We start from the raw sequence: 24861 nt of genomic DNA on the forward strand, positions 1-24861 counted from the left end.
CGTGCCATTTGCTATTGGTTGCCGGTGTGACGCCGGTCTCAAACCTCAGGCCATGGATGACATATGATACTTTCGAATTTGGAGAATGTCATATTCGTTTGCTGGGGGCAAACCCGGCGCTGGGGGATCATGTCCGAGAAGGTTCTTGTCACCGGGGGTTTCGGGCTCGTCGGCTCACAAACGGTGCGCCGGCTGGTCGCCGACGGCCACCGCGTGGTCGCGACGGATCTGGGCACCCCCACCCAGCGCAAGGCGGCGAGGACGCTGCCCGACGGTGTCGAGGCGCACTGGGCCGATCTGACCGACCCGGGCCATGTCGACCGCCTGCTCGCCGCGACCTCACCCACCGCCATCGTCCACCTGGCCGCGGTGATCCCGCCGGCGATCTATCGCAGCCCCGCCCTCGGGCGCCGCGTCAACGTCGACGCGACCCTCACGCTGCTGCGCGCCGCGCAGGCCCGGCCGCACCCGGTGCGGTTCATCCAGGCGTCGAGCAACGCCGTGTACGGGGCGCGTAACCCGCACCGCAGCGCCGAGCTGTTGCGCGCCGATTCCCCGATGAACCCGGCTGATCTCTACGGCGCGCACAAAGCCGAAGCGGAACAGCACATCCGGTCCTCGAACCTCGAATGGGTGATCTTGCGCCTGGGCGGGGTGATAAGCGTCGACCCGGAGGCCATGCCATTCAGCGTTGACGCACTGTTCTTCGAAAGCGCCCTGCCGACGGACGGGCGCATCCACACCGTCGATGTGCGCGACGTCGCCCGTGCGTTCGCCGCGGCGACCACGGCCGACGTCGTCGGTGAGACCCTGCTGATCGCCGGCGACGAGTCGCACCGGATTCGGCAGGGCGAGGTCGGCAAGGCGCTGGCCGCCGCCCGGGGTCTCGTCGACGTCCTGCCCGGGGGACGTCCGGGTGATCCCGACAGCGACGACGACTGGTTCGTCACCGACTGGATGGATACCGCTCGCTCCCAACAAGTCCTGCGATTCCAGCACCACTCGTGGCCGGACATGCTCGACGAGATGCGCGCGACGGCGGGGTGGCGGCGCTACCCGATGCGGTTGATCTCGCCGCTGGCGCGGCGGTTTCTCAAAAGCCGTGCGGCCTACCGGGATACGCCCGGGCGCTACGCCGATCCGTGGGGCGCCATCCGGGCGAAGCTGGGTGAGCCGCGCCCCGATGCCCCGGGTGCCGCGAGCGGCGCCTAGACCGGGCGGGCGTCAGCCGGCGTGACGCAGCAAGGACCGCTCGGCGGGCGGCAGGCCGGCGGCGGGGTCCAGCTCCTCGAAGAGCTCGGTGGCGTCCGCGATCGTCAGGTCGACGAGGGACGCGAATTCGGCGAAGGAGACTTTGCTTCGGATCCATTGCGACTTGCGGGCCACCACGCCGATGCGCTGCGGATCGCACGAGCCGTGCACGATCGCGGTGACGTGGCGGTCCTGGCGGTTCCACGTGTCGGCGAAGTGCGTCAGCCAGGGGCGGTCGGCGGCCGGAAAGTAGCACCCCGGAGTGACCCGGATGATCAACACGTCGTCGTGCGCGGGCGAGATCTCGAAATGAACGTGCAGCCGTCGCGGAGCGCCGGTGACGAAGAAGTGTTCGCCGTCGCGGTGCCCGCGAAAGTATTGCCGTCCGCGGGTGCGCAAATAGCGTTCGACAAGGTTCGCGCACATCTGCTCGTTCGTCATAGACGTATGGTGTCGCCGGCGACTTTGCGGACGCTGGGAGCCAAGCGATGTGGCGCCGAAGAATCTGTTGAGAATTCGCTGAGTGGCCCGCTGCCCGTTTATCGAGGCCCGTCGAGCGGATACAGGGCGGGAAGGTTGATCACGATCGCTTCCTGGGTGCTGCGGGCGATCACGACCTCGGCCGCGGTGTCGGGATCGGGGTTTTCTTCCCGGTGCGGAAGATACGGCGGAATGAAGACGTAGTCACCGGGTTCGGTGGCAATACGTACCTCTTGGGTGCCGTCGTGAAACACGAACTCCGGGTGGCCGCTTCGCACATAGATCGCGGTCTCCGAGTCACCGTGGTGATGGTTGTCCGAGGCGGATTTCGGCGACGCGTGCGTCTCACCCATCCAGAGCTTTTCCGCTCCGACCGACGCGCCCGATAGGGCGGCGAAGCGCCGCAGCCCCTCCGACTGTGCCGTGTCCGAGCTGATCTCGGACGCCTTGATGTGGCGCACTCGGTTGCGGGCGACCGGTGCGGCCGTGTCGTCGAAGTCGGGATGGAATCCGTCGGAGGTGGCCATGGGTCAATTATCGTCCCGGCCATCCCGATACGCTTCGAGCAATCTCAGCCACAGCTCGCTGATCGTCGGGAAGCACGGCACGGCGTGCCACAAGCGGTCGACGGTCACGTGGCCGGCGACGGCGATGGTCGCCGAGTGCAACAGCTCGGTCACGCCGGGGCCGACCATGGTGACGCCCAGCAGCCGCCCGCTCTCCTGGTCGACCACCATTCGTGCGCGGCCGGTATAACCGTCGGCGTAGAGTTTCGCCCCCATCACCACGTCCCCGATCTCGATATCGACGGCTCGGACCCGGTAGCCGGCGTCCCGGGCTTGTTGGCTTGTCAGTCCGACCGCGGCCGATTCGGGATCGGTGAAGAAGGCTTGTGGCACCGCGTAGTGGTCGGCGGTGGTCGCGTGTGCACCCCACGGGCTGGTGTCCAACGGTCTTCCGGTTGCGCGTGCTCCGATGGCCGCGCCGGCGATGCGGCCCTGATACTTGCCTTGATGCGTGAGCAGGGCGCGGTGGTTGACGTCGCCGGCGGCGTAGAGCCAGCCGTCCTCGACCGCGCCGCGCACGAGGCAGGTGTCGTCCACCTCGAGCCAGCTGCCCGGCTCCAATCCCACTGTCTCCAAGCCGATATCGTCGGTCAGCGGTGCCCGACCGGTGGCGAACAGCACCTCAGTCACGGTCAGCTCGCTGCCATCGTCCAATTCGAGGACAACGCTCGTGTCGTCCTGGCGCCGCAGCGCGCGCACCGTGACACCTACCCGCACATCGACGCCGGCGTCGCTGAGCCCGCGGGCGATCAGCTCGCCCACGAACGGTTCCATGCGGGGTAACAACCTCGACCCCCGCGACAGGAGCGTCACTTGGGAGCCCAATCCCTGCCAGGCCGTAGCCATTTCGACACCCACGCCGCCGGCGCCCACGACGGCCAGCCGCTCCGGGACCGCGCTGCTGTCGGTGGCGCGCCGGTTGGTCCACGGCTTGGCCTCTGCCATTCCGGGCAAATCGGGCAGGGCGGGACGGCTTCCGGTGCACACGACCACCGCATGCCGCGCGGTGAGCCCGACACGCTCGTCGCCGGTGGTGACGACGACTCGCCGGGGGCCGTCCAACCTTCCATGACCGCGTACCAACGTCGCGCCGATTCCGCTCACCCAATCGGCCTGGCCGCTGTCATCCCAGTCGGTCACATACCGGTTGCGGCGGCCGAAGACACCGTCGGCGCTGATGGATCCGGTGATCGCTTCCCGAGCACCGTCGACGCGTCGCGCGTCGGCGAGGGCAATGACGGGACGCAGCAACGCTTTACTGGGCACGCACGCCCAGTAGGAGCACTCGCCCCCGACGAGTTCGCGTTCGATAATGGCGACGCGCAGGCCCGCGGCGCGGGCGCGTTCGGCGGCGTTCTGCCCGATCGGTCCGGCGCCGAGCACGATGACGTCGAAGTCTCGTTCGCTAGCTATTGCCACTCTTGGCGATCCCTTCGGTTTGGGTTAGGCGCTCGGCCAGCTCGCGAAGGTTGCCGGCGACGATGTTCGGCTGCGGCAGGCTGCGGACCGGTAACGGCGCGTTGCCGCGCCGGGTGATCAGAGCCCCACTGAACCCGACGCTCTGCGCGCCGAGGGTGTCCCACACGTGTGCGGCAACCATCATGCAATCACCGGGTGTCACACGGAGCTCGTCGCACACGTACCGATAGACGGCGGGCGACGGTTTGAAGGCGCGGCGGGCATCGACGCTCAGTTGGCGCTCGAAAAAGCCGGCCAGCCCCGAATTCTGTAGCGCCGTCGGGCCGTCCGGGTTGGGTGGGGAGTTCGTCAGGGTTACCAACCGAAAACCGTTGTCGCGCAATGTGGCGAGGCCCTCGGCGGCATCGGGGTGTGCCGGCATGGTGAGCAACCCGGTCGTCAGGCGATCGAGGTGGTCATCGGTGACGTCCACCCGGTGGACGTCACCCAGCATGCGCAGCACCGCCTGAGCGAGAACGGGGAACGGCACGTACTTGCCGGCCAGTGTGATGGTCATCGAGTACTGAATGAGCTGACCGAACCACTCGCGCAGCACGCGTTCGTCGCCGAACAAGTCCGCGAAAAGCGGTGCGAGGGACTCGATGTCGATCAGCGTCTCGTTGACATCGAAAACGAGGACGGAGGGTGTCGTCATGCTAGGGCTCGACCTTTTTAACGTGGGGCACATCCGGCCGCAGATACCCCGCCAGACACATGCAAATCAATACCATTCCGACGGCCGGCCACCACAATGCGACGACTGCCGCCGCCGCGAAGACGCCGATCGTGATGAACGACCGCATGCGTAGCAGTCGGCGCACTCGCTGGGTGAGGTCCTCGTGGGCGGGCCGATCGACCACTTCCTGGCACAGCGCCAAGTAGGTGATGTTGACGAGCACGAACACCGAGGCATACAGAACCACCGGTGCGGCGGCCAGCCTGCTGTCGGCGATCCACTCGGTGGTGATCGGAATCAGCGACACCGAGAACAAGTGCGCAAAGTTCGACCACACCAATCGTGGCGTCGCCACTTGCGCGTAGCCGAACAGGTGGTGGTGATTCACCCAGACGATGGCGATGAACACGTAGCTGACCACATAGCTCAGTCCGGTGGGCCATTCCGGTAATAACGCGTTGAAGGTGTAGGACTTCGGCGGCTTGAGCTCGAGGACGAGGATCGTGATGAGGACCGCAAACACTCCGTCTGAGAATGCGCCCACCCGGTCTGGACTCGTTTTCCGCGCGGCCACGACGCCTCCTCAACCCCGCTGGTGGTTTCGTTCCTGCAAGACCCAGGCGTTCCCGTCGGGATCGCGAAAGTCGGCGAAGCTCGCGTAGTCACCGCGATCGGGGTCGGTACCCGGGAGGAACCCGCCTCTCCAGCCGCCGTCGGTGTCCTTGTGGCGGATCTCGCCGACGGTTACGCCGCGACCGATCAACTCGGCGCGGCAGGCTTCGATGTCCGGGACCACGAGGTATAGGCCCCGCACCGAGCCGGCCGGCGCGTCGGTCAATCCCACGCCGAATTGGATTGAGGCGTGCGATCCCTCGGGCGTCAATTGGATGACCCGGAACCCGGGCGCGGGCGCGTAATCGACATCGAGGGCGAAGCCGACCTGGTCGCGGTAAAACCGTAGTGACCGGTCGGGATCGGCGACGGGCAGGATGACGACTTCGATGGACATCCTCATGACGTGCCCCTTACCGGATTCCTTCCTAAGACCTCGTCGGTGTCCAACCCGCGGTCGACACCGTGCGGGATGACGGTTTGGCCTGGTTCCAGCCGAAGTTGCTTGCCGTCGAGGTACACATTGATTTTGTCCGGTTCGAAGGACACCAGGTTGCGGACGCGCGACACTTCGGTCCACGCATCGACGTAAGACCACGCTGCGTGCTGGTGGCCGCCGATGTCATAGTACGAGCAGATTCCTTTGTATGGGCAAAAGGTCTGGATAGCAACGGGTTTGAGGGCGGACTCGTCGATATCGTCGCGCTCGACGTACCATCTGGGCGCGAAGCCGGATTCATACAGGGCCACGGGTCGGTGAGTCTCGGCGATCACGCGCTCTCCATCGCGGACGACGAGATGCCGTGCCGTGGAACGGATGTCGATGCGGTGGTAAGCGTCCGCGGCGTGCCCGACGATCCGTTCCTCTTCTTCATAGAAGGCATCCATGGCGCGCCAGGCAAAAGCCACCCGGCCCTGCAGGACCGTCGCATGCGCGGGCAGACCGGTATGTTCCCAGGCGCTGTGGGCGGCCTCCCGCCCCGGTGCCTTGACGGTGAACCACTGCGTGTCGCCGAGGTCGCGGTGCTGCGTCACCCGATCCTCGGCGGTCAACGTCCCCACTTCGATATCCCCTGACGGAAAGTAGGCCACCGGGTAACGGCCGGGCTCGTGTAACAGGAGCACGTCCTCGCTGTCGGCGATCCACCGTTCCGCGAAGCGCACCCGCATCCGACGACGCAACGGCTCGGCAAAGAGCAGCCGCGACGGCATCGGCTGCTCGGTGAGGAAGTGCCCGATCGACCCGGTTGCCAGCGGGCCCTGCTGCCATGCCAGTCCCATGTGGACACCTACCTTTCCTGAATCCCCCGCGTGCCACGGTGTTTCGACAACACGTCACTCCAGCACGACGACCATCTTGCCGCCGGCCTCTCCGGCCTCCATCAGCCGGTGCGCCTCATGAATCTGGTCGAAGGAGAAGACCCGAGACGGTTTCGCCTCCAGCGTGCCGTCGGCGACCTGTCCGGCGATGTCCCCCAGCGGGACGTCGGACAGCGGGAAGCCAGGCGTGCCAAAGACGAAGCTGCCGAAGAAGTTCCAGTTCACACCGGATGCCATGCGCAACAGCGGGTTGAAATCCCCGATGGGCTCCAGCCCGCCCAGCCAACCGGCCAGGCAGGCCGTGCCGCCGCGGCGCAGCATGTCCAGGGAGTCGAGGATGGTGCTGTTGCCGACGAGATCGAGGACGGCGTCGATCCGGCCGCTCTCGGGAAGGTGGCCTGCCAGGTCGCGCCGCTCCAGCTCGATTCGCGACGCGCCCAATTGCTCGAGCATCGCGAAGCGTCCCCTGCTGCGCGCGGTCGCGATGACTCGTGCGCCGGCGGCCACCGCCATCTTGAGTGCGGCCTGCCCCAGGGACGACGTGGCCCCGCGTAATACCAGTGTCTGCCCGGCCTTCAGATCCAGATTGCGGAAGAGGCATGTCCAGGCCACCGCGAACGTTTCGGGCAATGCCGCCAACGCCGCCCACGACAGCTCGGAGTCGATGAGGGCGACGTTGGCCGCGCGCACGCGCGTGTATTGCGCATAGCTGCCGTTGATGGTTCGGCCGAGGCCACCCATCAGCGCGGCCACCTTGGCGCCGACCGGGAACTCACCGCCCGGGCACGAGTCCACGATGCCGACGCATTCGATGCCGCTCACCTCCGCGGCCTCGGCCCACTCGCCCCGACGCATGTGCATCTCGGCGTGGTTGATCCCGAAGCCCTTCACCGCGATGACGACTTCGCCGTCTTTCGGCAGCGGCTTGGGGAGGTCGTCGTAAACCAGGTTGTCCAGCCCGCCGAATCCCTTCAGGATGATCGCCCGCATGGTTTCCCCGCCGGGGCGCTCGCGCACGACGGCCGGTGCGGTGGGCAGCTCTGGTGAATCCGTGACGGACATGGACTGCCTCTTTCGACATCGTTGGCAGCGCGATACGCCGGTGCCTGCCGCACAATAATGGGCCAACTGACCCAGTATTATGTTCGAACGTTTCCGCCATGTCCAGGGCGGGCGGTCAGGAGTTGCGCTGACCGCGAGGCGCGCGGGGTCCGCCCTTGCGCGGCGAAACCGCGAACGAACGCACATAGTCGACGGCGGCGGTGACGGCGGCCCGCAGCGGCTGCGGATCGCCGGTGGCGTGCGTGAGCAGTGCGCCACCCTGGTGCGCGGCAACCAGTGGCACCGCCAGGTGGCGCGGATCGGCGTCGGGGCGCAGGTCGCCACGGTCACACATCGCCTGCAGGCCCGTGCGGAACAGTTCGATCCATTGGTCGTATCCGGCGGCCAGGTCGTCGTGGATTTCGTCGTCGGCCTCGATCAGCTCGCCCGCCAAGGACCCATATACGCAGCCTCCGACCCGGTACACCGGATCGATGTCGGAGACGCAGGCATCGGCCCACGCCTGCAGCGCATCGAGGCTGTCGAGCGCGGCGAACTTCGCTTGAGTGTGGAAGTCCCGCACATTGTTTCGGCGTACGTCGACGACGTGCCGGGTCAGGTCGCGCTTGTCGTGGAAGTAGTGGGAGATCTGGGATCCGCCGACTTCGGCGGCGCGCCGCACCTGGTCGATGCTGGTGTTGGCGACGCCGCGCTCGAACATCAGCCGGGCCGCGGCCTCGATGATGCGCGCACGGGTCGCCAGACCCTTGTGGGTGTACCGCGGCGAGGGATGTTCAGTCACCTGGTGGCCTTGGGCGCGCACGGATCCGCCGGCTTTGCGCGGGCGGCGGCTCCGCGCCCGGCGCGGGGGCCGCCGCGGAATCCGTTCGGCACTGTCGGTGGCGAACATCCGCAAGTAGTTCACCGCGAAACGAATCGCATCGGCGTGCGGCCATTCCTCTTGGTAGGTGAAGGCCAAGATTCCGCCTCCTTGATGCGCGGTGATGATCACCAACGCCAGCTGCCGCGGGTCGGCATCCGCAACCAGCAGCCCGTCGTCTTTCATCCGCTGGATTGCCTTCTCCACCAAATCGATCCACCGGCTGTAGCCGGCCGCCAACGCGTCGCGCGTGGCATCGTCCGACTTGGCGAGCTGGCCGGCCAGCGCGTGATAGGTGGGGGTGCCGACGTATCCGATGCGCCGCAGGTAGCGCATGTTCATCTCGATCCATTTTTCGAAGTCGTCGAACGTACTCAGGCCTCGAAGCGTGGGTTGGCGGTGAAAGTCCAAGACGACGCCGATTTGGCGTCGGATCACCGCGCGAATCAGCGCGCCCTTGTCGGCGAAGTAGTGGGCGAGCTGCGAGCCGCTGACCGAGGCGGCGCGCCGCACGTTCTCCATGTTGGCCGCGGACAGGCCGTCGGTGACGATCAACTGCGCCGCCGCTTGCACGATTCGGTCGCGGGTGGCACGCCCCTTGGCGGTCAACCGTTGTTCGTCACGAACGTCGGGATGGGCCATCGCGTCAGGCTAACCCGTGGGTGCCCCCGTTTATGGGATCTCCAACCCAGACGGCCGGATCGTCACGGGTCGGTTGCGGCGCGCCCGGCGGCCGGGCATCACGCCCCGAGCTGCTTGGCGAGGAAGTTCCGGATCAGGGGAATGACGTCATCGAGCGCGGACTCCAACAGAAAATGCCCGCCGTCGAGCAGGTGGATCTCGGCGTCGGGCAGGTCGTCGGCGAAGGCCTCGGCCCCGGCCGGTCCGAAAATTTCGTCGCCGCGACCCCAGACCGCCAGCAACGGCACCCCGCTGGCCCGGAAGTACTCGTGTAAGCGCGGATACAGGGGCGCGTTGGTGGCATAGTCGCGAAACAGCTTGAGCTGCATCAAGTCATTGCCGGGCCGGGAGAGCAGCGCGTAGTCGTGATGCCACGACTCGGGATCGACCAGGGTCTCGTCGGCCACGCCGGTCACGTACTGCCACCGGGTGGCGTCCAGCGTGAGGAACTGGCGCACCGCGGCCTCGGTGTCCGCGGTGGGCTCACGCTGGTAGGCGTGTACGACCTTCCAGAAGCTCTCGACGAATCCCGCGTCATACCCGTTGCCGTTCTGGGTGATGATCGCGGTGATCGCCGACGGGTCGCGCAGCGCCAGCCGCCAGCCGATCGGCGCGCCGTAGTCCTGGACGTACATGGCGTACCTGTCGACGCCGAGGGTTCGCAACAGGCCCGCCGTGAGGTCGGTCAGCGCGTCGAAGGTGTAATCGAACTCCTCGACGGGCGGCGCGTCGGACAGCCCGAATCCGAGATGGTCCGGCGCGATGACGTGGTAGCGGTCCGCCAGGGCCGGTATCAGACCGCGAAACATGTAGGAGCTGGTGGGAAACCCGTGCAGCAACAGCGCCGCGGGAGCCCTCGGGTCGCCGGCTTCCCGGTAGAAGAGTCGGTGGCCGTCGACCGTGGCGTATCGATGATGAACAGCCGGCATGACATTCCTCCTCAGCCAACGCTTTTCGCACGCGAGCGCCGCGACCGCGTTCGGTAGACATCGACAGACCAGCTCGTCGCATTTTTGGGTTGTATGACCCAGTATGCACCAAACCGGACCCGGGCAACAGCCCCGTGCGGCCGAAGTGTTGCCGTGCGGATCGCGCTGCCATATTCTGGGCCAACCATCCCAGTTGGGTGACTGGTGCCATGGCGAGCTGGTTCGAGGTGACACGGTGGGCAAGCTTGTTTCGGTGAACGTGGGTATGCCCAAGAACGTCCGATGGCGAGACAAAACGGTCTACACCGGCATCTGGAAGACCCCGGTGCACGGGCCGGTCATGGTGCGTCGACTCAACGTCGACGGCGACGGGCAGGGTGACCTCGCCGGCCATGGCGGGGAACAACGGGCCGTGATGGTGTACCAGAGCGAGTCCTACGACTTCTGGAAGACGTACCTGGGCCGCACCGACCTGCGGCCCGGGCATTTCGGCGAAAACTTCACCGTCACCGGGCTCGCCGACAACGAGGTGTGCATCGGTGACCGTTATCGCATCGGCGACGCCGAATTCGAGGTCACTCAACCGCGAGTCACGTGCTTTCGGGTCGGTCTTCGCCTCGACGAGCCCGACATGCCCAATCTACTTGTCTCCCAGCACCGTCCGGGCTTCTACTTCCGGGTCATCACCGAAGGCCGGGTGCGGGCCGGGGACGACATCGTGCGGACCCGCCGCGGCCGCCACCGGCTCAGCGTTGCCGAGGTCGACGCGTTGCTCTACCTGCCGGACCGCAACGTCGAGCGGCTGCGCGAGGCCGTCGATGTTCCGGGGCTGAGCCCGGGATGGCAGCAGTCTTTTCGCGACATGCTGGCCGCACCCGATGGTGCGGCCGCGGCCTCGCCCATCCCGGTCGAACCCGGATGGAAGGGATTCCGTAACCTACGGGTTGTCGAGACGCGTCGGGAGAGCCCGCAAGTGCTCTCGATTCGGCTGCAGGCCGACGACTCCGACCCGCTGCCGCCCGCGCTACCGGGTCAGTACCTCACGGTGAAGATTCCCGGGGCCGGTGAGCCGGCGCCGTTGCGCAGCTATTCCCTGTCGGGCGATCCGTCGGCCGGGTACTACCGCATCAGCGTCAAGCGGGAAGATCACGGATTGGTCAGCGGCTGGCTGCACACCCACATCCGGCCGGGGATGGTGATAACGGCGGCCGCCCCGCGCGGCGACTTCTGCCTCACCGAGGACCGGCGCCCCGTCGTGCTCTTTTCCGCCGGAATCGGGGCGACGCCGGTGCTGGCGATGTTGCATGCACTCGCGGGGGCGGGCAGCGAGCGAGACATCTGGTGGGTGCACGCCGCTCGCAATCGCCAAACCCAGCCCTTTGCCGCGGAAGTCGCAACGCTGATCGAGTCGTTGCCCCACGCCCGTCAGCATGTTTTTTACTCCGAAACGCAGGGACGGCTGAACCGTGATGCCATCGAGGGATTGGGATTGCCGACCGATGGCGTCGTTTACCTCTGCGGGCCAACGCAATTCATGGCGGACATCCGCGAATACCTGGTCGGCATCGGATTCGACCCCGCGTTGATCCACAGCGAACTATTTGGTGCGCTGCCCGCGATCAACCCCGGCGTCGTCGAAACGGGACCGCACAGGCCGCCCCATCAGCCCGCCGGGCCGCCGGGCACGGGGCCGTCGATCACGTTCGCGCGCAGCGGGTTGACGGCCCACTGGTCGCCGGACTACCGCAGCATCCTCGGGCTCGCCGAAGCCTGCGATGTGCCCACCCGCTTCTCCTGTCGGAGCGGCGTCTGTCATGTGTGCGTCACCGGGGTCGTCGCCGGGACGACCACCTACGTCCAGCGGCCGCTGGAGCCACCGGCCGACGGGTCGGTGTTGATCTGCTCGGCGGCTCCCGAAACCGATGTGGTGCTGGACCTTTAGCGACAGAGCGAGGGGTGTGTTGCTATGCGGTCAGCGGGACGGATGCCTCCGCCGTGTAGCACAGGAAGGTGAGCGTCTCCTGCAGATACAGCTGCACGGTGTCCGCGTCGTGGCTGGTGTAGCCGATCGTGACGTCGGTCCCGAGCTGCAGGTCGAAATCGCCGCCGCGGGTGGTCAGCACGAAGGCGCCGTCGATGGCCGGGGCCCAGATGATGTCTCCGGGAACCAGCCGGTCGATGTGTTCGAGGATCGGATATCCATGTTGGGTCGTCTCGCTGACCTTCGTGTAGACGTCGGCGGACAGCAGCACCGAGTACGGGCCGTCGACGCCGGCCAGGCGGAGCTCGGAAATCGCCTGGGTGATGACGTCGGGAATCTCGCTGGGGTCCGCCGGCAGCGTCAGCGTCTTGTTGGAGCTGGCGGAACGGATGCCTTCGATCGACGCCGCGGCGTAGCCCTCGAAGATCGCCCGGTCTTCCACGAACGCGAGCTTCTTCGCCGCCGCCTTGACCGGGTCCCAGTCGGAGTCGTTGGCGCCGCGCTCGACGTTGTCGATCTCGTAGCGCGACAGGGTGAACGGAACGCGAAGCCGCACAAGCGGTTTGCTCTCACGCAGGTGCGCCTCCACGCCCTCGGTGGGTGACGCCACGTTGGCCAGCCGTCCGGTGCTGACGGCGGCGGCGACGGGACCGCCGGGCTCGCTGACGTCGACGACCCGGCGCCCGGCGATGTGGCGCTTGAATGTCCGGGTCGCCTCCAATTCGATTTCTTTCCAGGCGGCTTCGGTGACCGGTGCCAGGTCGCGGTAGAGGTTGTTCATGAAGTGGTTCCTTTCAGGCTTCCGATCGAAAGTGAGCCGTCCTGTGCAACAGACGTTTCCGCCGCCGCCGGCGTTGCGGGCAGGGGCGGGGGATCATCGAGAAAGTCGACGGTGGGGGAGAAGAACAACCCGCCGGTGATGGCGGTGGAGAAGTCGAGGATGCGGTCGGTGTTGCCGGGCGGGTCGCCGAGGAACATGTTGCGCAGCATCTGTTCGGTGACTCGCGGTGTGCGCGAATAGCCGATGAAGTACGTGCCGTACTCGCCCTTGCCGAGCTCGCCGAATGGCATGTTGTGCCGGACGATTTTCAGTTCGGTGCCGTCGTCGTCGGTGATGACGTTGAGGGCGATGTGGGAGTCATCCGGCTTGACGTCGTCGTCGAGTTCGATGTCCTCGAGCTTGGTGCGGCCGATCACTCGCTCCTGCTCGGTGACCGAGATCGCGTTCCACGCGGACATGTCGTGCACGTATTTCTGGACGTGCACGTAGCAGGAGCCGGCGAAGTCGGGGTCCTCGTCGCCGATCGCGGTGGCGCTGACGGCAAGTGGGCCGTCCGGGTTCTCGGTGCCGTCGACGAACCCGAGCAGGTCGCGGTTGTCGAAATACCGGAAGCCGTGCACCTCGTCGACGACGCTGACCGCGCCGGCCATCGATTTCAAGATCCGGTCGGCCAGTTCGAAACAGACGTCCAGACTCTCGGCCCGGATGTGGAACAACAGGTCCCCGGGCGTGGCGGGAGCGTTGTGACGCGGGCCGTTCAGTTCGATGAACCGATGCAGTTCGGCGGGACGCGGCCCGGAAAACAAGCGGTCCCAGGCGTCCGAGCCGATCGAGGCGATCGCCGACAACCGCTTCTGCGGCTCGCGGAAACCGATCGCGCGCACCAGTCCGGATACGTCCTGCAGCGCGTCGTGGACGGTTGCCTCTCCACCGTCGTCGATGGTCACCACGAGGAAGATCGCCGCGGGCGTCAGCGGCGCGAGGATGGGTTGCGGCTGGACGGGGGGCACTCTGGTGACCCTAGCGTGGCGACGGTGAGCGCCGGAAGCGGCGCGAGCAAGGAGCGCGCAATGGACCCCCCGCGTGGCGACGGTGAGCGCCGGAAGCGGCGCGAGCAAGGAGCGCGCAATGGACCCCCGCGTGGCGACGGTGAGCGCCGGAAGCGGCGCGAGCAAGGAGCGCGCAATCGACCCTAGCGGGAACGCCGCGGGCTCGGACAGCCATGATGTCAACATGTCCGGCGGGCCTCGAAACCAGACGAAGTCCTCGGCGAGCGCACAAGGACTCTGCGAGTTCATCGACGCGTCGCCGTCGCCGTTTCACGTCTGCGCCACGGTGGCCGCCCGGCTGATCGCCGCCGGGTACACCGAACTGAGCGAGGCCGAACGCTGGCCGTCGGTGCCCGGGCGCTACTTCACGGTGCGGGCGGGCTCGCTGGTCGCCTGGAATTCGGCGGGAGCCGATGGGCCGTTCCGGGTCGTCGCAGCGCACACCGACAGCCCCAACCTCAGGGTCAAGCAGCATCCCGATCGGGTGGTCGCCGGCTGGCGGGTGGTGGCGCTCGAGCCGTACGGGGGCGCGTGGCTCAACTCCTGGCTGGACCGCGATCTGGGAATCAGCGGGCGCCTGTCGGTGCGGGCGAAGGGTCAAAGCACCGGGATCGCGCACCGCCTGATCCGGATCGACGAGCCGATCCTTCGCGTGCCGCAGCTGGCCATCCACCTGGCCGAGGATCGCAAGTCGCTGACGCTGGACCCGCAGCGACACCTCAACGCGGTGTGGGGCGTCGGCGAGACGGCGCGGTCCTTCGTCGATTACGTCGCCGAGCGCGCCGAACTGGCGCCCACCGACGTGCTGGCCGCCGACCTGATGACGCACGACCTGACTCCCTCGACGGTGATCGGTGCCTCGGACGACGGAACCGCGGACCTGCTGAGCGCGCCCCGGCTGGACAACCAGGCCAGCTGCTACGCGGGACTGGAAGCGCTGCTGGCATGGGAGCAGGGCGCGGGCTACCTGCCGGTGTTGGTGCTCTTCGATCACGAGGAGGTCGGCTCGTCCTCGGACCACGGCGCGCAATCGGACTTGTTGGGCACCGTCCTGGAACGAATTGTGCTGGCGGCGGGCGGCACCCGGGAGGACTACCTGCGCCGGCTGCCCGCGTCGCTGCTGGCCTCCGCGGACATGGCGCATGCCACCCACCCCAATTACCCGGAGCGGCACGAGCCCGGCCACCCGATCGCGGTCAACGCGGGGCCGGTGCTCAAGGTGCACCCGAACCTGCGCTACGCCACCGACGGCCGCACCGCCGCGGCCTTCGCGCTGGCCTGTCAGCAGGCCGGGGTGCCGTTGCAGCGCTACGAGCACCGGGCCGACCTGCCGTGCGGATCGACGATCGGGCCGTTGACCTCCGCGCGCACCGGCATCCCCACCGTCGACGTCGGCGCCGCGCAGTTGGCGATGCACTCCGCGCGCGAGCTGATGGGCGCGCACGACGTGGCCGCCTACTCGGCGGCGATGCACGCGTTCTTGTCGCCGGCCTGACGGCCTACTCGGGCTTGGTCGCGGCCGCGCCGTGCAGGACCGCGTCGAGCAGCCCATCGAAAGTTCGCGGTCCCTCCGCGGCGAAATCGGTTGCGCCCCCGTGGGTTAACGCGCGAAACAGCATGGTGCCGATCAGCGCCTCGGCGATCGCGTCGAGGTCGGCGGCGGCGCTCAGTTCCTCGTCCCGGACGGCCCGGCGCAGTCGCGTCGTCAACCCGTCCAGCTGGGGCGCGCTGAGCTGCTGGTAGAGATCGTCGCCGTCGGCCGGGCGGGCGGCCGCCGCGGCGATGAGCGCCCGCACCAAGGCGGCGTTCGCCGGCTGCGCCAGGAAGTCGGCGTGCTCGCGCAGCCACGCCTGTAGGTCGGCGCGCAGGTCCCCGGTCTCGGCGACGGGAAATGACCCGGTTCCGCCGTACGCCTCCAGGACGGCCTCGGCGACGAGCGGGGCTTTCGATGGCCAGCGCCGGTAGAGGGTCTTCTTCCCCACGCCGGCGCGCGCCGCGACGCTTTCCATCGACAACTCGGCGTAGCCGCCGGTGGTCAGGAGTTCGCGGGTGGCATCGAGGATCGCGTGATGCAGCCGGGTGTCACGGGGCCGGCCGGCCCGCTCGTCTGACATGTGGGCCGAGCCTAAGTGCGCCCGGTTGCGGCGGCGAACCGATTCGGGACTGGCGGGCGGGCGTGCGCTCGGGTTACCTTCACCGGGACAAGTGTAGGAAACGATACGTGTCGTTTCTATGCTCGGCGGTCCGTGACGAAGGAGTCCACCCATGAATGCCCCCGCGTTGTCGGTGCCCACGACCTGGGATGACATCTCGCCGCAGTGGATGTCTGCGGCGCTGGCCGCCGCGCATCCCGGCGTCGAGGTGGACACCGTCACCGTGGAGGTTCGCGACGACGGCACCAACCGGCGCGCCCGCCTCGGGGTGACCTACCGCAACGGCAGCGGACCGGCGTCGGTGTTCGTCAAGGCCGCCGACCCCGACCACAAGGAACTGATCCGCATGACCAGCGGCATGTTTCACGAGCCGCGGCTGTTCACCTGCGGGGTCGACCTGCCCCTCGAGCACCCGCGCGTCTACACCGCGTTGATCGACGAGGCCGCCTACGACTTCGTGATGGTCATGGAAGACCTCACCGCGCGGGGCGCCGATCCCCGCGACGCCACCAGGCCGATGACCGTTGAGCAGGTCGCCACCGGCGTGCGCGGCCTGGCCCGCATGCACGGACGGTACTGGGGCCAACGGGTTCTGACCGAGCCGGCGCTGGAGTGGCTCGAGCCGTTCCTGCCCTGGGACGGCATGGAAATGGCGCCGTTGCCGGCCGCGCTGGAGCGCCTCGGCCCGGACGCCCCCGAGCAGGTGACCTCGCTGACCATCGACGCGCTGATCGAATCGATCTGGAAGCCCTACATCAGAACGCTGACCGCGTCGCCGCAGACCCTGCTGCACGGCGATCCGCACATCGGCAACACCTACCTGCTGCCCAGCGATGAGGTGGGGTTCCTCGACTGGCAGGTGGCCCGGCGCGGCAACTGGTCACTCGACCTGGGCTACTTCCTGCAGGGCGCCCTGACCGTCGAGGATCGCCGCCGCAGCGAGCGCGATCTCCTCGAGGAGTACCGCGGCGCGCTCGGCCTGCCGAAAGCGGAGATGCCGAGCCCCGACGAGGTCTGGTTGCGGTACCGGGCCTCGGTGGCGCACGGGCTGACCCTCTGGTTGTGCACCGCCAGCGCCGGGGAGCTCTGGCAGCGCCCCGACATCGCGCTCGCGCTGGCCCAACGGTATTCGTTCGCCTACGCCGACCTGGATACGGCCGCGGCGCTGGCAGAGATCGCCGGCTAGAGGCGCTTGGCCAGCAGCTGTTCCGCCATCTCGGCGCCCTTGCGGCTGTCTGATTGCGCCTTGCGGAACAACTCGGCCACGTCCTTGTCCCCGGCGCGCTCGGCGTCCTGGATGTAGGTCTCTAACCGCAACGCGTTGTCGAGGCACTTCTCGGTGTACCAAATCAGGTTGTAGTTCTTGTCTTTGGTGCCGGTGATGTGTCCGGTTTCGACTGTCATTTCGTACTCCGGTTGATTGCTCTTCGGACACTGTGCGGCTACCCGCCGACTACAGGTGCAAACGTTCGTCGCGCCCGGTAGGGCGGCGAGAGCGCCTTGCCGATGTCCAGCCCTAGACTGTGTCCCGTGACTGTCTCCGGGACGAGTGCGCGCACCCACGCGATCGACACCGTCGAGCACGCCGCCTCCACCCCCGACGAGCCGCAGCCGTTCGGCGAGCTGGGCCTCAAAGACGACGAATACCAGCGCATTCGCGAGATCCTGGGGCGTCGCCCCACCGAAACCGAACTGGCGATGTACTCGGTGATGTGGAGCGAGCACTGCTCGTACAAGTCGTCCAAGGTGCACCTGCGCTACTTCGGCGAGACCACCACCGACGAGATGCGCGCCGGCATGCTGGCCGGGATCGGCGAGAACGCGGGCGTCGTCGACATCGGCGACGGCTGGGCGGTCACCTTCAAGGTGGAATCGCACAACCATCCCTCCTACGTCGAGCCGTACCAGGGCGCGGCCACCGGTGTCGGCGGCATCGTCCGCGACATCATGGCGATGGGCGCGCGGCCCGTCGCGGTGATGGACCAGCTTCGGTTCGGCGCGGCCGACGCGCCGGACACCCGCCGCGTGGTCGACGGCGTGGTCCGCGGCATCGGGGGCTACGGCAACTCGTTGGGTCTGCCCAACATCGGCGGTGAGACCGTCTTCGACGCGTGCTACGCCGGCAACCCGTTGGTGAACGCCATGTGCGTCGGTGTGTTGCGGCAGGAGGACCTGCATCTGGCGTTCGCCTCGGGCGCCGGCAACAAGATCATCCTGTTTGGCGCGCGCACCGGGCTGGACGGCATCGGCGGGGTATCGGTGCTGGCGTCGGACACCTTCAGCGCTGATGGGGGGGCCGAGAACTCGCGCAAGAAACTGCCGTCGGTCCAGGTGGGCGACCCGTTCATGGAGAAGGTGCTCATCGAGTGCTGTCTCGAGCTGTACGCCGGGCAACTGGTGGTCGGCATACAGGACTTGGGTGGTGCCGGATTATCCTGTGCCACTTCGGAATTAGCGTCGGCTGGCGACGGTGGCATGGCGATCCAGCTCGAGAACGTGCCGCTGCGCACCACCGGCATGACGCCCGCGGAGATCCTGTGCAGCGAGTCCCAGGAGCGGATGTGTGCGGTGGTCACCCCGGAGAACGTCGACGCCTTCCTGGCGGTATGCCGCAAGTGGGACGTGCTGGCCACCGTGATCGGCGAGGTGACCGACGGCGACCGGCTGCGGATCACCTGGCACGGTCGGACCGTCGTCGACGTGCCGCCGCGCACGGTCGCCCACGAGGGCCCCGTCTACCAGCGTCCGGTCGCTCGCCCCGACACCCAGGACGCCCTGAACGCCGACGCCTCGACGCGGCTGCCGCGGCCCGCCACCGGCGACGAGCTGCGCGCGACTTTGCTTGCCCTGCTGGGCAGTCCGCATCTGTGCAGCCGCGCGTTCATCACCGAGCAGTACGACCGGTACGTGCGGGGCAACACCGTGCTGGCCGAGCGCGCCGATGGTGGCATGCTCCGCGTCGACGAGGTCACCGGCCGCGGTATCGCGCTGTCGACCGACGCGTCCGGCCGCTACACCAAGCTGGATCCCTACGCCGGCGCCCAACTCGCCCTGGCCGAGGCCTACCGCAACGTCTCCGTCACCGGCGCCACCCCGGTCGCGGTGACCAACTGCCTCAACTTCGGGTCGCCCGAAGACCCCGGCGTGATGTGGCAGTTCTCCCAGGCGGTGCGGGGCCTGGCCGAAGGCTGTGCGGCCCTGGGGATTCCGGTCACCGGTGGCAACGTCAGCTTCTACAACCAGACCGGGTCGACGGCGATCCTGCCCACCCCGGTGGTCGGGGTCCTCGGCGTCATCGACGACGTCGGTCGCCGCATCCCCACCGGCTTGGGCACCGAGCCGGGCGAAACGCTGATGCTGCTGGGCGATACGCGCGACGAGTTCGACGGATCGGTGTGGGCGCAGGTGACCGCCGATCACCTGGGTGGGTTACCGCCCAAGGTCGACCTGGACCGCGAAAGGCTGCTGGCCGAGGTGTTGCGCTCGGCGTCGCGCGACGGCCTGGTGTCCGCGGCGCACGACCTGTCCGAAGGCGGCCTCGCCCAAGCCGTCGTCGAGGCCGCCCTGGCCGGTGAAACCGGTTGTCGCATCGTGCTTCCCGAGGGTGCCGATCCGTTCGTGCAGTTGTTCTCCGAGTCGGCGGGCCGCGTGCTGGTGGCGGTGCCGCGCACCGAGGAGAGCCGGTTCCGTTCGATGTGCGAGGCGCGTGGCCTGCCGGCGGTGCGCATCGGCGTCGTCGACCAGGCCTCCGACGAGGTGGAGGTCCAGGGACTGTTCACGGTTTCCCTCGCCGAACTGCGCGAGACCTCCGAGTCGGTGCTGCCGCGCCTCTTCGGATGAGCGCCGGCATCGAATCCTGATGCCTGCCAGGCGTTCTCGTCAAGCCTACGCCCTGTCTTTGGCCGCCGCCCTGGTCGGTTGGAGCTTCGCCGGCCCGCGGCTGCCGGCCCGGTGGCGGATGGCGTTGCAGGCCGGCCTGGGCGGCGCGCTGGTGCTGGTGACGCGGGCCCCGCTGGGCCTGGGGCCGCCACGGTTGTGGGCCGGCCTGCGGCTGGGGTCGGCGGTCGCCTTCTCGGCGGCGAGCACGGTGGCCGCGACCACCCGCCTGCCACCGGTGCGCCAATCGATGGCCGTCCGGGAACCGCCCGCCTCCGCGCCGGACTGGCTGCTGGTGCGGATACCCGTGGGCACGGTCTGGTCCGAGGAATCCGCCTTCCGCGGGGCGCTGGCCACCGCCGGCTCCGCGGCGTTCGGCAGACGCGGCGGAAGGGTGCTGCAAGCCATCGCTTTCGGCCTCTCGCACATCCCCGATGCCCGCGCGACCGGTGAACCCGTGGCGGCCACCGTGCTGGTCACCGGCCTCGGCGGCTGGCTGTTCGGTTGGCTGGCCGATCGCACCGGCAGCCTCGCCGCACCGATGCTGGCCCACCTTGCCATCAACGAGGCCGGCGCCATCGCGGTGTTGGCCGCGAGGTCTCGGGGCGCCGTCAGGGGTTGATGGTGTAGTCACCCAGTTGGCGGCCCCACACGAAGTCGACCGCGAGGGGTGAACCGACCTCGAAGTGGTTGTAGGGAGCCATGCTCGCGCCGGTGTCCATGACCAGGAACGGGGCGGGCCACAGTTCTCGCGTGATCTTCTGCCAGCACCCCGGTCGCCCGCCCGGTCCGCCCCGGGCGTTGGTCCGGGGCAGGTTCTCCGGCCAGATGTACGGATTGGGTGCACCGGCGATAGCGCCCGAGGCGTGGGCGCCCAGCGAGTACCCGTTGTCGCCCAGCGCGTTGTGGACCCGGGGCGCGACCTCGTCGAAATTGCGGATGGTGCAATAGATTTCGGGGCTGTACTCGTCGAGCAGCTGGCTGCTTCCCACCAAATCCGCGGCACCGCGCGCGAAGTACGGCCCCGCGCGACCGAGAACATCCGCGCCGGCGTTGCCCAATCCCGCGGCCGCCAGCAGCGCCTGATCCAGATCGCGTTGCTGGCGATTGAGCGTGCGCGCGGCGGTCACCGCGTGGTCCAGCGCGTCCCATAGGTCGGGGGAGGCGTGCGCATAAGTGTCGCCGAGGGCCGCCAGCTGCGCTATGTCGGTGCGCAGCGCCGGCATCCGGGGGTTCACGTCGTCGAGGATGGCGTTGCCGTCGATCAGCGACCGGCCGAGGTTCTCACCCAACCCGGTCAACGCCTGCGCGGCCGCGCTGAGCGTCAGGTTCACTTTAACCGGATCGACCTTCTCGGCGATCGAGGTGACCGTTTCGAACAGGGTGTTGAACTCGGTTGTCACCGAAGTCGCGTCGATCACGATGGATGGCGTGATCGAATGCGCCGCAGGGTGATTCGGCGCGCTGAGCGCAACGTACTTGTTGCCGAACACCGTGGTCGCTTTGATGTCGGCGGCGACATTGGCCGGAATCCGCTTGACGTACTTCGGGGTGATGTCCAGCACCACTTTCGCGGCCGGCTTGCCGCGATGGGTGACCTCCGAAAGGCTCGACACGCGGCCGATCTGGACCCCGTTGTAGGTGACCTTGGACCCGGGGTCCATCACCAGCCCCGCCCGCGGGGCCACCATCGTCAATTGCGTATTGGGCGTGAGGTCGCCCCGGAACTGCCCATACAGCAGCAACACGATCAGCGCCATGACCACGATCGTCACCAGGCCGACGGTCTTGTACGGTGGCCGCGCCCGCAAGCGACGGGGCTCCATGATTTTGAGACCCTAGGGTATGGCGCCGCGCGACAAGGCCGATCCGGCCAAGACCCGGCAGGCCGTGTTGGCCGTGGCGCAATGGTTGGCTGACGAAACCACCCCGGCACCGAGCCGTGACGAATTGGCGGCGGCCGTGCGGCTCACCGCCCGCACCCTGGCCGCGGAGGCGCCGGGACGAAGCGTGGAGCTGCGGATCCCGCCGTTCGCGGCGGTGCAATGCGTCGCCGGACCCACGCACACCCGCGGCACCCCGCCGAACGTGGTGGAGACCGATCCGCGGACCTGGCTGCTCCTAGTCACCGGCAAGTTGTCGTTCGCCGAGGCGAAGGGCGCCGGTACGCTGCGACTTTCCGGCTCCCGTGCCGGTGAGATTGACCACTGCCTGCCGTTGTTCGATGTGGGCTGAATGCAACCCTGAACTGCACCTTTAGGGTCCGGTGCGGGTATTTCGTCGCTCAACACGCCTGGTGGATTCGGCGGCTCGGCGCCGGTGCCCGTAGACTCCCTAGCGTCACCAACCGTTCCCCGGGGAGCCGCCCAATCGTGACCGCCCAAGAGCCCGACGAGGACTTCAACGCACCCCGTGAGGAATGCGGCGTATTCGGGGTCTGGGCCCCGGGCGAGGACGTCGCCAAACTCACCTATTACGGCTTGTACGCGCTGCAGCATCGCGGGCAGGAAGCCGCCGGTATCGCCGTCGCCGACGGATCGCAGGTGCTGGTCTTCAAGGACTTGGGTTTGGTCAGCCAGGTGTTCGACGAGCAGACGCTGGGCGCCATGCCGGGCCACGTCGCCATCGGGCACTGCCGGTACTCCACCACCGGCGACACCACCTGGGAAAACGCCCAGCCGGTGTTCCGCAACACCGCGGCCGGCACCGGGGTTGCGTTGGGGCACAACGGGAACCTGGTCAACACCGCCGAGCTCGCCGCCCGCGCCCGCGACGAGGGCCTGATCGCCAAACGCGCCCCGGCCCCGGCGACGACGGACTCCGACATCCTGGGCGCGCTGCTGGCCCACGGCGCCGCCGACTCCACGTTGGAACAGGCCGCGCTGGATCTGCTGCCGACCGTGCGCGGCGCGTTCTGTTTGACCTTCATGGACGAGAACACCCTGTACGCGTGCCGCGATCCGCATGGGGTGCGGCCCCTTTCGCTCGGACGGCTGGACCGCGGCTGGGTGGTGGCCTCCGAAACGGCCGCGCTCGACATCGTCGGCGCCTCGTTCGTCCGCGACATCGAGCCGGGTGAATTGCTGGCGATCGACGCCGACGGCGTCCGCTCCACACGTTTCGCCAACCCCACCCCCAAGGGCTGCGTCTTCGAGTACGTCTACCTGGCGCGACCCGACAGCACGATCGCCGGCCGGTCCGTGCACGCGACCCGGGTGGAGATCGGCCGCCGGCTGGCCCGTGAACGCCCCGTGGAGGCCGACCTGGTGATCGGCGTGCCCGAGTCGGGCACCCCCGCCGCGGTCGGCTACGCGCAGGAGTCGGGCATCCCCTACGGCCAGGGGCTGATGAAGAACGCCTACGTCGGGCGCACCTTCATCCAGCCGTCCCAGACCATCCGCCAGCTCGGCATCCGGCTGAAGCTCAACCCGCTTCGCGAGGTGATCCGCGGCAAGCGGCTCATCGTCGTCGACGACTCCATCGTGCGCGGCAACACCCAGCGCGCCCTGTTGCGGATGCTGCGCGAGGCCGGTGCCGTCGAGGTGCACGTGCGCATCGCGTCGCCCCCGGTCAAGTGGCCCTGCTTCTACGGCATCGACTTCCCGTCGCCGGCCGAATTGATCGCCAACGCGGTCGAAGACAAAAAGGAGATGCTCGAGGCGGTGCGACACGCCATCGGTGCCGACTCGTTGGGCTATATCTCGCTGCGCGGCCTGGTCGCGGCCTCCGAACAGCCGGCCTCGCGGTTGTGCACCGCCTGCTTCGACGGCCAATATCCGATCGAGCTGCCCGAGGAGACCGCGCTGGGCAAGAACGTCATCGAGCACATGCTCGCCAACGCCGCGCGCGGTGCCGGGCTCGACGATCTCGCGGCCGGCGAAGTGCCGGTGGTGCACTGACTCGGTTGCGCTCCTTCGCCGACGTTTGATACCGGCGGTCAGCGCCGCCCGGTAGCCTTTATCGCGATGACGGATCCCGGAAAGAGCCCCGCGCGCCACTCAGGCAGTCAGGGCATCACCTACGCGTCGGCCGGGGTGGATATTGAAGCCGGCGATCGCGCCGTCGAACTATTCAAGCCGCTGGCGACGAAGGCCACGCGACCCGAGGTGCGGGGCGGCTTGGGCGGATTCGCCGGCTTGTTCGCGTTACGCGGCGACTACCGCGAGCCGTTGCTCGCGGCCTCCACCGATGGCGTCGGAACCAAGCTGGCGGTCGCCCAGGCGATGGACAAGCACGACACCGTCGGGCTGGACCTGGTGGCGATGGTGGTCGACGACCTCGTGGTGTGCGGCGCGGAGCCGCTGTTCCTGCAGGACTACATCGCCGTCGGCCGCACGGTGCCGGAACGGTTGAGCGCCATCGTCAGTGGCATCGCCGAAGGGTGCGTGCGGGCAGGCTGCGCCTTGCTCGGTGGCGAGACGGCCGAACACCCCGGCCTGATGGAACCGGACCACTACGACATCTCGGCCACTGGCATCGGTGTCGTCGAGGCCGACGACGTGCTGGGGCCCGATCGGGTCAAACCCGGCGACGTCATCATCGCGATGGGATCGTCGGGCCTGCACTCCAACGGGTATTCGCTGGCCCGCACGGTCCTCCTCGAGATCGACCGGATGAACCTGGAAGGCTACGTCGAGGAGTTCGGCCGCACCCTGGGCGAAGAGCTGCTGGAGCCCACGCGCATCTACGCCAAGGACTGTCTCGCGCTGTGCGCCGAAACCCACGTCCGCACCTTCTGCCACGTCACCGGCGGTGGACTCGCCGGAAACCTGGCGCGCGTCATCCCACACGGGCTGGTCGCCGAAATGGACCGCGGCACCTGGACGCCCGCGCCGGTGTTCGCCATGATCGCCCAGCGCGGCCGGGTGACACGCGAAGAGATGGAGAAGACGTTCAACATGGGCGTCGGCATGATCGCCGTCGTGGCTCCGGAAGACACCGACCGCGCGTTGGCCATCCTGACCGCCCGGCACCTGGATTGCTGGGTGTTGGGCACGGTCGGCAAAGGTGGAAAGGCGGGCCCGCGGGCCAAGCTCGTCGGTCAGCACCCGAGATTCTGAGGGCCCCGGACCTCAGCTGAACTGATGCGGCGCCGGTGCTCGAGGCATCGGCGCCGAGGCGTTGGTT

General features: G+C 68.0%; 24 protein-coding genes. 9 read left to right on the top strand and 15 right to left on the bottom strand.

What is annotated here, in order from left to right:
* Window positions 1-129: 129 nt before the first annotated feature.
* Entirely contained in the window at window positions 130-1212 is a 1083-nt protein-coding gene (locus tag W7S_RS03100; protein ID WP_014710907.1) for an NAD(P)-dependent oxidoreductase, read from the top strand.
* A gap of 12 nt (window positions 1213-1224) precedes the next feature.
* Here the strand turns inward: W7S_RS03100 and W7S_RS03105 are convergent, their stop codons facing one another.
* From W7S_RS03105 to W7S_RS03150, 10 genes are all read right to left on the bottom strand, one after another.
* Window positions 1225-1692 carry a YbjN domain-containing protein gene (locus W7S_RS03105; RefSeq protein WP_009951933.1) on the bottom strand — a complete coding sequence of 156 codons (468 nt, stop codon included), beginning with the start codon at window positions 1690-1692 and terminating at the stop codon, window positions 1225-1227.
* 98 nt (window positions 1693-1790) lie between these two features.
* Complete coding sequence (locus tag W7S_RS03110; protein WP_009951932.1) at window positions 1791-2258, bottom strand: cupin domain-containing protein; 468 nt, start codon at window positions 2256-2258, stop codon at window positions 1791-1793.
* Window positions 2259-2261: 3 nt separating this feature from the next.
* Complete coding sequence (locus tag W7S_RS03115; RefSeq protein WP_014381777.1) at window positions 2262-3716, bottom strand: NAD(P)/FAD-dependent oxidoreductase; 1455 nt, start codon at window positions 3714-3716, stop codon at window positions 2262-2264.
* A complete protein-coding gene (locus W7S_RS03120) occupies window positions 3703-4410 on the bottom strand; it encodes a haloacid dehalogenase type II (protein WP_009951930.1) in 708 nt (235 codons plus the stop codon). The genes W7S_RS03115 and W7S_RS03120 overlap by 14 nt, the downstream gene beginning before the upstream one ends.
* A 1-nt stretch (window position 4411) precedes the next feature.
* On the bottom strand, window positions 4412-4975 hold the full coding sequence (locus W7S_RS03125) for a TMEM175 family protein (RefSeq protein WP_014710908.1): 564 nt from the start codon (window positions 4973-4975) through the stop codon (window positions 4412-4414).
* 39 nt (window positions 4976-5014) lie between these two features.
* The gene (locus W7S_RS03130; RefSeq protein ID WP_009951927.1) at window positions 5015-5440 is read right to left on the bottom strand and encodes a VOC family protein; all 426 of its coding nucleotides are present in this window, start codon (window positions 5438-5440) and stop codon (window positions 5015-5017) included.
* Window positions 5441-5442: 2 nt separating this feature from the next.
* Entirely contained in the window at window positions 5443-6324 is an 882-nt protein-coding gene (locus tag W7S_RS03135) for a DUF427 domain-containing protein (protein WP_014379093.1), read from the bottom strand.
* A gap of 54 nt (window positions 6325-6378) precedes the next feature.
* Window positions 6379-7425 carry a zinc-binding dehydrogenase gene (locus W7S_RS03140; RefSeq protein WP_009951925.1) on the bottom strand — a complete coding sequence of 349 codons (1047 nt, stop codon included), beginning with the start codon at window positions 7423-7425 and terminating at the stop codon, window positions 6379-6381.
* Window positions 7426-7540: 115 nt separating this feature from the next.
* Window positions 7541-8926, bottom strand: a complete 1386-nt coding sequence (locus W7S_RS03145) for a TetR/AcrR family transcriptional regulator (RefSeq protein ID WP_014383800.1) — start codon at window positions 8924-8926, stop codon at window positions 7541-7543.
* Between the two features lie 98 nt (window positions 8927-9024).
* A complete protein-coding gene (locus W7S_RS03150) occupies window positions 9025-9894 on the bottom strand; it encodes an alpha/beta fold hydrolase (RefSeq protein WP_009951924.1) in 870 nt (289 codons plus the stop codon).
* A gap of 235 nt (window positions 9895-10129) precedes the next feature.
* On the opposite strand from W7S_RS03150, the gene W7S_RS03155 reads away from it, so the two are divergent.
* The gene (locus W7S_RS03155; protein WP_009951923.1) at window positions 10130-11836 is read left to right on the top strand and encodes an MOSC and FAD-binding oxidoreductase domain-containing protein; all 1707 of its coding nucleotides are present in this window, start codon (window positions 10130-10132) and stop codon (window positions 11834-11836) included.
* 22 nt (window positions 11837-11858) lie between these two features.
* On the opposite strand, the gene W7S_RS03160 is transcribed toward W7S_RS03155, so the two are convergent.
* Both W7S_RS03160 and W7S_RS03165 read right to left on the bottom strand, forming a co-directional pair.
* Window positions 11859-12656: a family 1 encapsulin nanocompartment shell protein gene (locus tag W7S_RS03160; RefSeq protein WP_009951922.1), complete on the bottom strand. Its 798-nt coding sequence runs from the start codon at window positions 12654-12656 to the stop codon at window positions 11859-11861.
* Window positions 12653-13666, bottom strand: a complete 1014-nt coding sequence (locus W7S_RS03165; protein ID WP_014710909.1) for a Dyp-type peroxidase — start codon at window positions 13664-13666, stop codon at window positions 12653-12655. The genes W7S_RS03160 and W7S_RS03165 overlap by 4 nt, the downstream gene beginning before the upstream one ends.
* Window positions 13667-13889: 223 nt before the next feature.
* Here W7S_RS03165 and W7S_RS03170 point away from each other — a divergent pair, with 223 nt between their 5' ends.
* Window positions 13890-15200: a M18 family aminopeptidase gene (locus tag W7S_RS03170; RefSeq protein WP_104150639.1), complete on the top strand. Its 1311-nt coding sequence runs from the start codon at window positions 13890-13892 to the stop codon at window positions 15198-15200.
* A gap of 4 nt (window positions 15201-15204) precedes the next feature.
* Here W7S_RS03170 and W7S_RS03175 read toward each other — a convergent pair whose 3' ends face one another.
* Entirely contained in the window at window positions 15205-15819 is a 615-nt protein-coding gene (locus W7S_RS03175; RefSeq protein ID WP_014710911.1) for a TetR/AcrR family transcriptional regulator, read from the bottom strand.
* A 151-nt stretch (window positions 15820-15970) separates the two neighbouring features.
* Between W7S_RS03175 and W7S_RS03180 the strand changes: the two genes are divergently transcribed.
* Window positions 15971-17044 (top strand): phosphotransferase, encoded by a 1074-nt coding sequence (locus W7S_RS03180; protein WP_014710912.1) that lies wholly within the window; start codon window positions 15971-15973, stop codon window positions 17042-17044.
* On the opposite strand, the gene W7S_RS03185 is transcribed toward W7S_RS03180, so the two are convergent.
* Window positions 17041-17262 carry a hypothetical protein gene (locus W7S_RS03185; RefSeq protein WP_008263898.1) on the bottom strand — a complete coding sequence of 74 codons (222 nt, stop codon included), beginning with the start codon at window positions 17260-17262 and terminating at the stop codon, window positions 17041-17043. The genes W7S_RS03180 and W7S_RS03185 overlap by 4 nt on opposite strands.
* A 102-nt stretch (window positions 17263-17364) precedes the next feature.
* Here W7S_RS03185 and purL point away from each other — a divergent pair, with 102 nt between their 5' ends.
* Both purL and W7S_RS03195 read left to right on the top strand, forming a co-directional pair.
* On the top strand, window positions 17365-19698 hold the full coding sequence (purL, locus tag W7S_RS03190) for a phosphoribosylformylglycinamidine synthase subunit PurL (RefSeq protein ID WP_085976424.1): 2334 nt from the start codon (window positions 17365-17367) through the stop codon (window positions 19696-19698).
* Window positions 19699-19717: 19 nt separating this feature from the next.
* Window positions 19718-20356: a CPBP family intramembrane glutamic endopeptidase gene (locus W7S_RS03195; RefSeq protein ID WP_179945063.1), complete on the top strand. Its 639-nt coding sequence runs from the start codon at window positions 19718-19720 to the stop codon at window positions 20354-20356.
* Here W7S_RS03195 and W7S_RS03200 read toward each other — a convergent pair.
* Complete coding sequence (locus W7S_RS03200) at window positions 20346-21560, bottom strand: MCE family protein (RefSeq protein WP_036454602.1); 1215 nt, start codon at window positions 21558-21560, stop codon at window positions 20346-20348. The two genes, W7S_RS03195 and W7S_RS03200, sit on opposite strands and share 11 nt — an antisense overlap.
* A 19-nt stretch (window positions 21561-21579) precedes the next feature.
* Between W7S_RS03200 and W7S_RS03205 the strand changes: the two genes are divergently transcribed.
* The 3 genes from W7S_RS03205 (at window position 21580) to purM (ending at window position 24794) form a co-directional block, all read left to right on the top strand.
* A complete protein-coding gene (locus W7S_RS03205) occupies window positions 21580-21969 on the top strand; it encodes a sterol carrier family protein (protein WP_014710916.1) in 390 nt (129 codons plus the stop codon).
* 137 nt (window positions 21970-22106) lie between these two features.
* Window positions 22107-23633: an amidophosphoribosyltransferase gene (gene purF / locus W7S_RS03210; RefSeq protein WP_008263903.1), complete on the top strand. Its 1527-nt coding sequence runs from the start codon at window positions 22107-22109 to the stop codon at window positions 23631-23633.
* Between the two features lie 66 nt (window positions 23634-23699).
* Window positions 23700-24794, top strand: a complete 1095-nt coding sequence (gene purM, locus W7S_RS03215) for a phosphoribosylformylglycinamidine cyclo-ligase (protein WP_008263904.1) — start codon at window positions 23700-23702, stop codon at window positions 24792-24794.
* Window positions 24795-24861 lie beyond the last annotated feature (67 nt).

The sequence above is a fragment of the Mycobacterium sp. MOTT36Y genome (genome assembly GCF_000262165.1).
Taxonomy (GTDB): Bacteria; Actinomycetota; Actinomycetes; order Mycobacteriales; family Mycobacteriaceae; genus Mycobacterium; species Mycobacterium intracellulare.

Bases quoted from the DNA above. Each gene is read 5' to 3' on its own strand.
- W7S_RS03100 (WP_014710907.1), top strand. From the start codon at position 130: ATGTCCGAGAAGGTTCTTGTCACCGGGGGTTTCGGGCTCGTCGGCTCA.
- W7S_RS03105 (WP_009951933.1), bottom strand. From the start codon at position 1,692: ATGACGAACGAGCAGATGTGCGCGAACCTTGTCGAACGCTATTTGCGC.
- W7S_RS03110 (WP_009951932.1), bottom strand. From the start codon at position 2,258: ATGGCCACCTCCGACGGATTCCATCCCGACTTCGACGACACGGCCGCA.
- W7S_RS03120 (WP_009951930.1), bottom strand. From the start codon at position 4,410: ATGACGACACCCTCCGTCCTCGTTTTCGATGTCAACGAGACGCTGATC.
- W7S_RS03130 (WP_009951927.1), bottom strand. From the start codon at position 5,440: ATGTCCATCGAAGTCGTCATCCTGCCCGTCGCCGATCCCGACCGGTCA.
- W7S_RS03135 (WP_014379093.1), bottom strand. From the start codon at position 6,324: ATGGGACTGGCATGGCAGCAGGGCCCGCTGGCAACCGGGTCGATCGGG.
- W7S_RS03140 (WP_009951925.1), bottom strand. From the start codon at position 7,425: ATGTCCGTCACGGATTCACCAGAGCTGCCCACCGCACCGGCCGTCGTG.
- W7S_RS03145 (WP_014383800.1), bottom strand. From the start codon at position 8,926: ATGGCCCATCCCGACGTTCGTGACGAACAACGGTTGACCGCCAAGGGG.
- W7S_RS03150 (WP_009951924.1), bottom strand. From the start codon at position 9,894: ATGCCGGCTGTTCATCATCGATACGCCACGGTCGACGGCCACCGACTC.
- W7S_RS03160 (WP_009951922.1), bottom strand. From the start codon at position 12,656: ATGAACAACCTCTACCGCGACCTGGCACCGGTCACCGAAGCCGCCTGG.
- W7S_RS03170 (WP_104150639.1), top strand. From the start codon at position 13,890: ATGTCCGGCGGGCCTCGAAACCAGACGAAGTCCTCGGCGAGCGCACAA.
- W7S_RS03175 (WP_014710911.1), bottom strand. From the start codon at position 15,819: ATGTCAGACGAGCGGGCCGGCCGGCCCCGTGACACCCGGCTGCATCAC.
- W7S_RS03180 (WP_014710912.1), top strand. From the start codon at position 15,971: ATGAATGCCCCCGCGTTGTCGGTGCCCACGACCTGGGATGACATCTCG.
- W7S_RS03185 (WP_008263898.1), bottom strand. From the start codon at position 17,262: ATGACAGTCGAAACCGGACACATCACCGGCACCAAAGACAAGAACTAC.
- purL (WP_085976424.1), top strand. From the start codon at position 17,365: ATGTCCAGCCCTAGACTGTGTCCCGTGACTGTCTCCGGGACGAGTGCG.
- W7S_RS03195 (WP_179945063.1), top strand. From the start codon at position 19,718: ATGCCTGCCAGGCGTTCTCGTCAAGCCTACGCCCTGTCTTTGGCCGCC.
- W7S_RS03200 (WP_036454602.1), bottom strand. From the start codon at position 21,560: ATGGAGCCCCGTCGCTTGCGGGCGCGGCCACCGTACAAGACCGTCGGC.
- W7S_RS03205 (WP_014710916.1), top strand. From the start codon at position 21,580: ATGGCGCCGCGCGACAAGGCCGATCCGGCCAAGACCCGGCAGGCCGTG.
- purM (WP_008263904.1), top strand. From the start codon at position 23,700: ATGACGGATCCCGGAAAGAGCCCCGCGCGCCACTCAGGCAGTCAGGGC.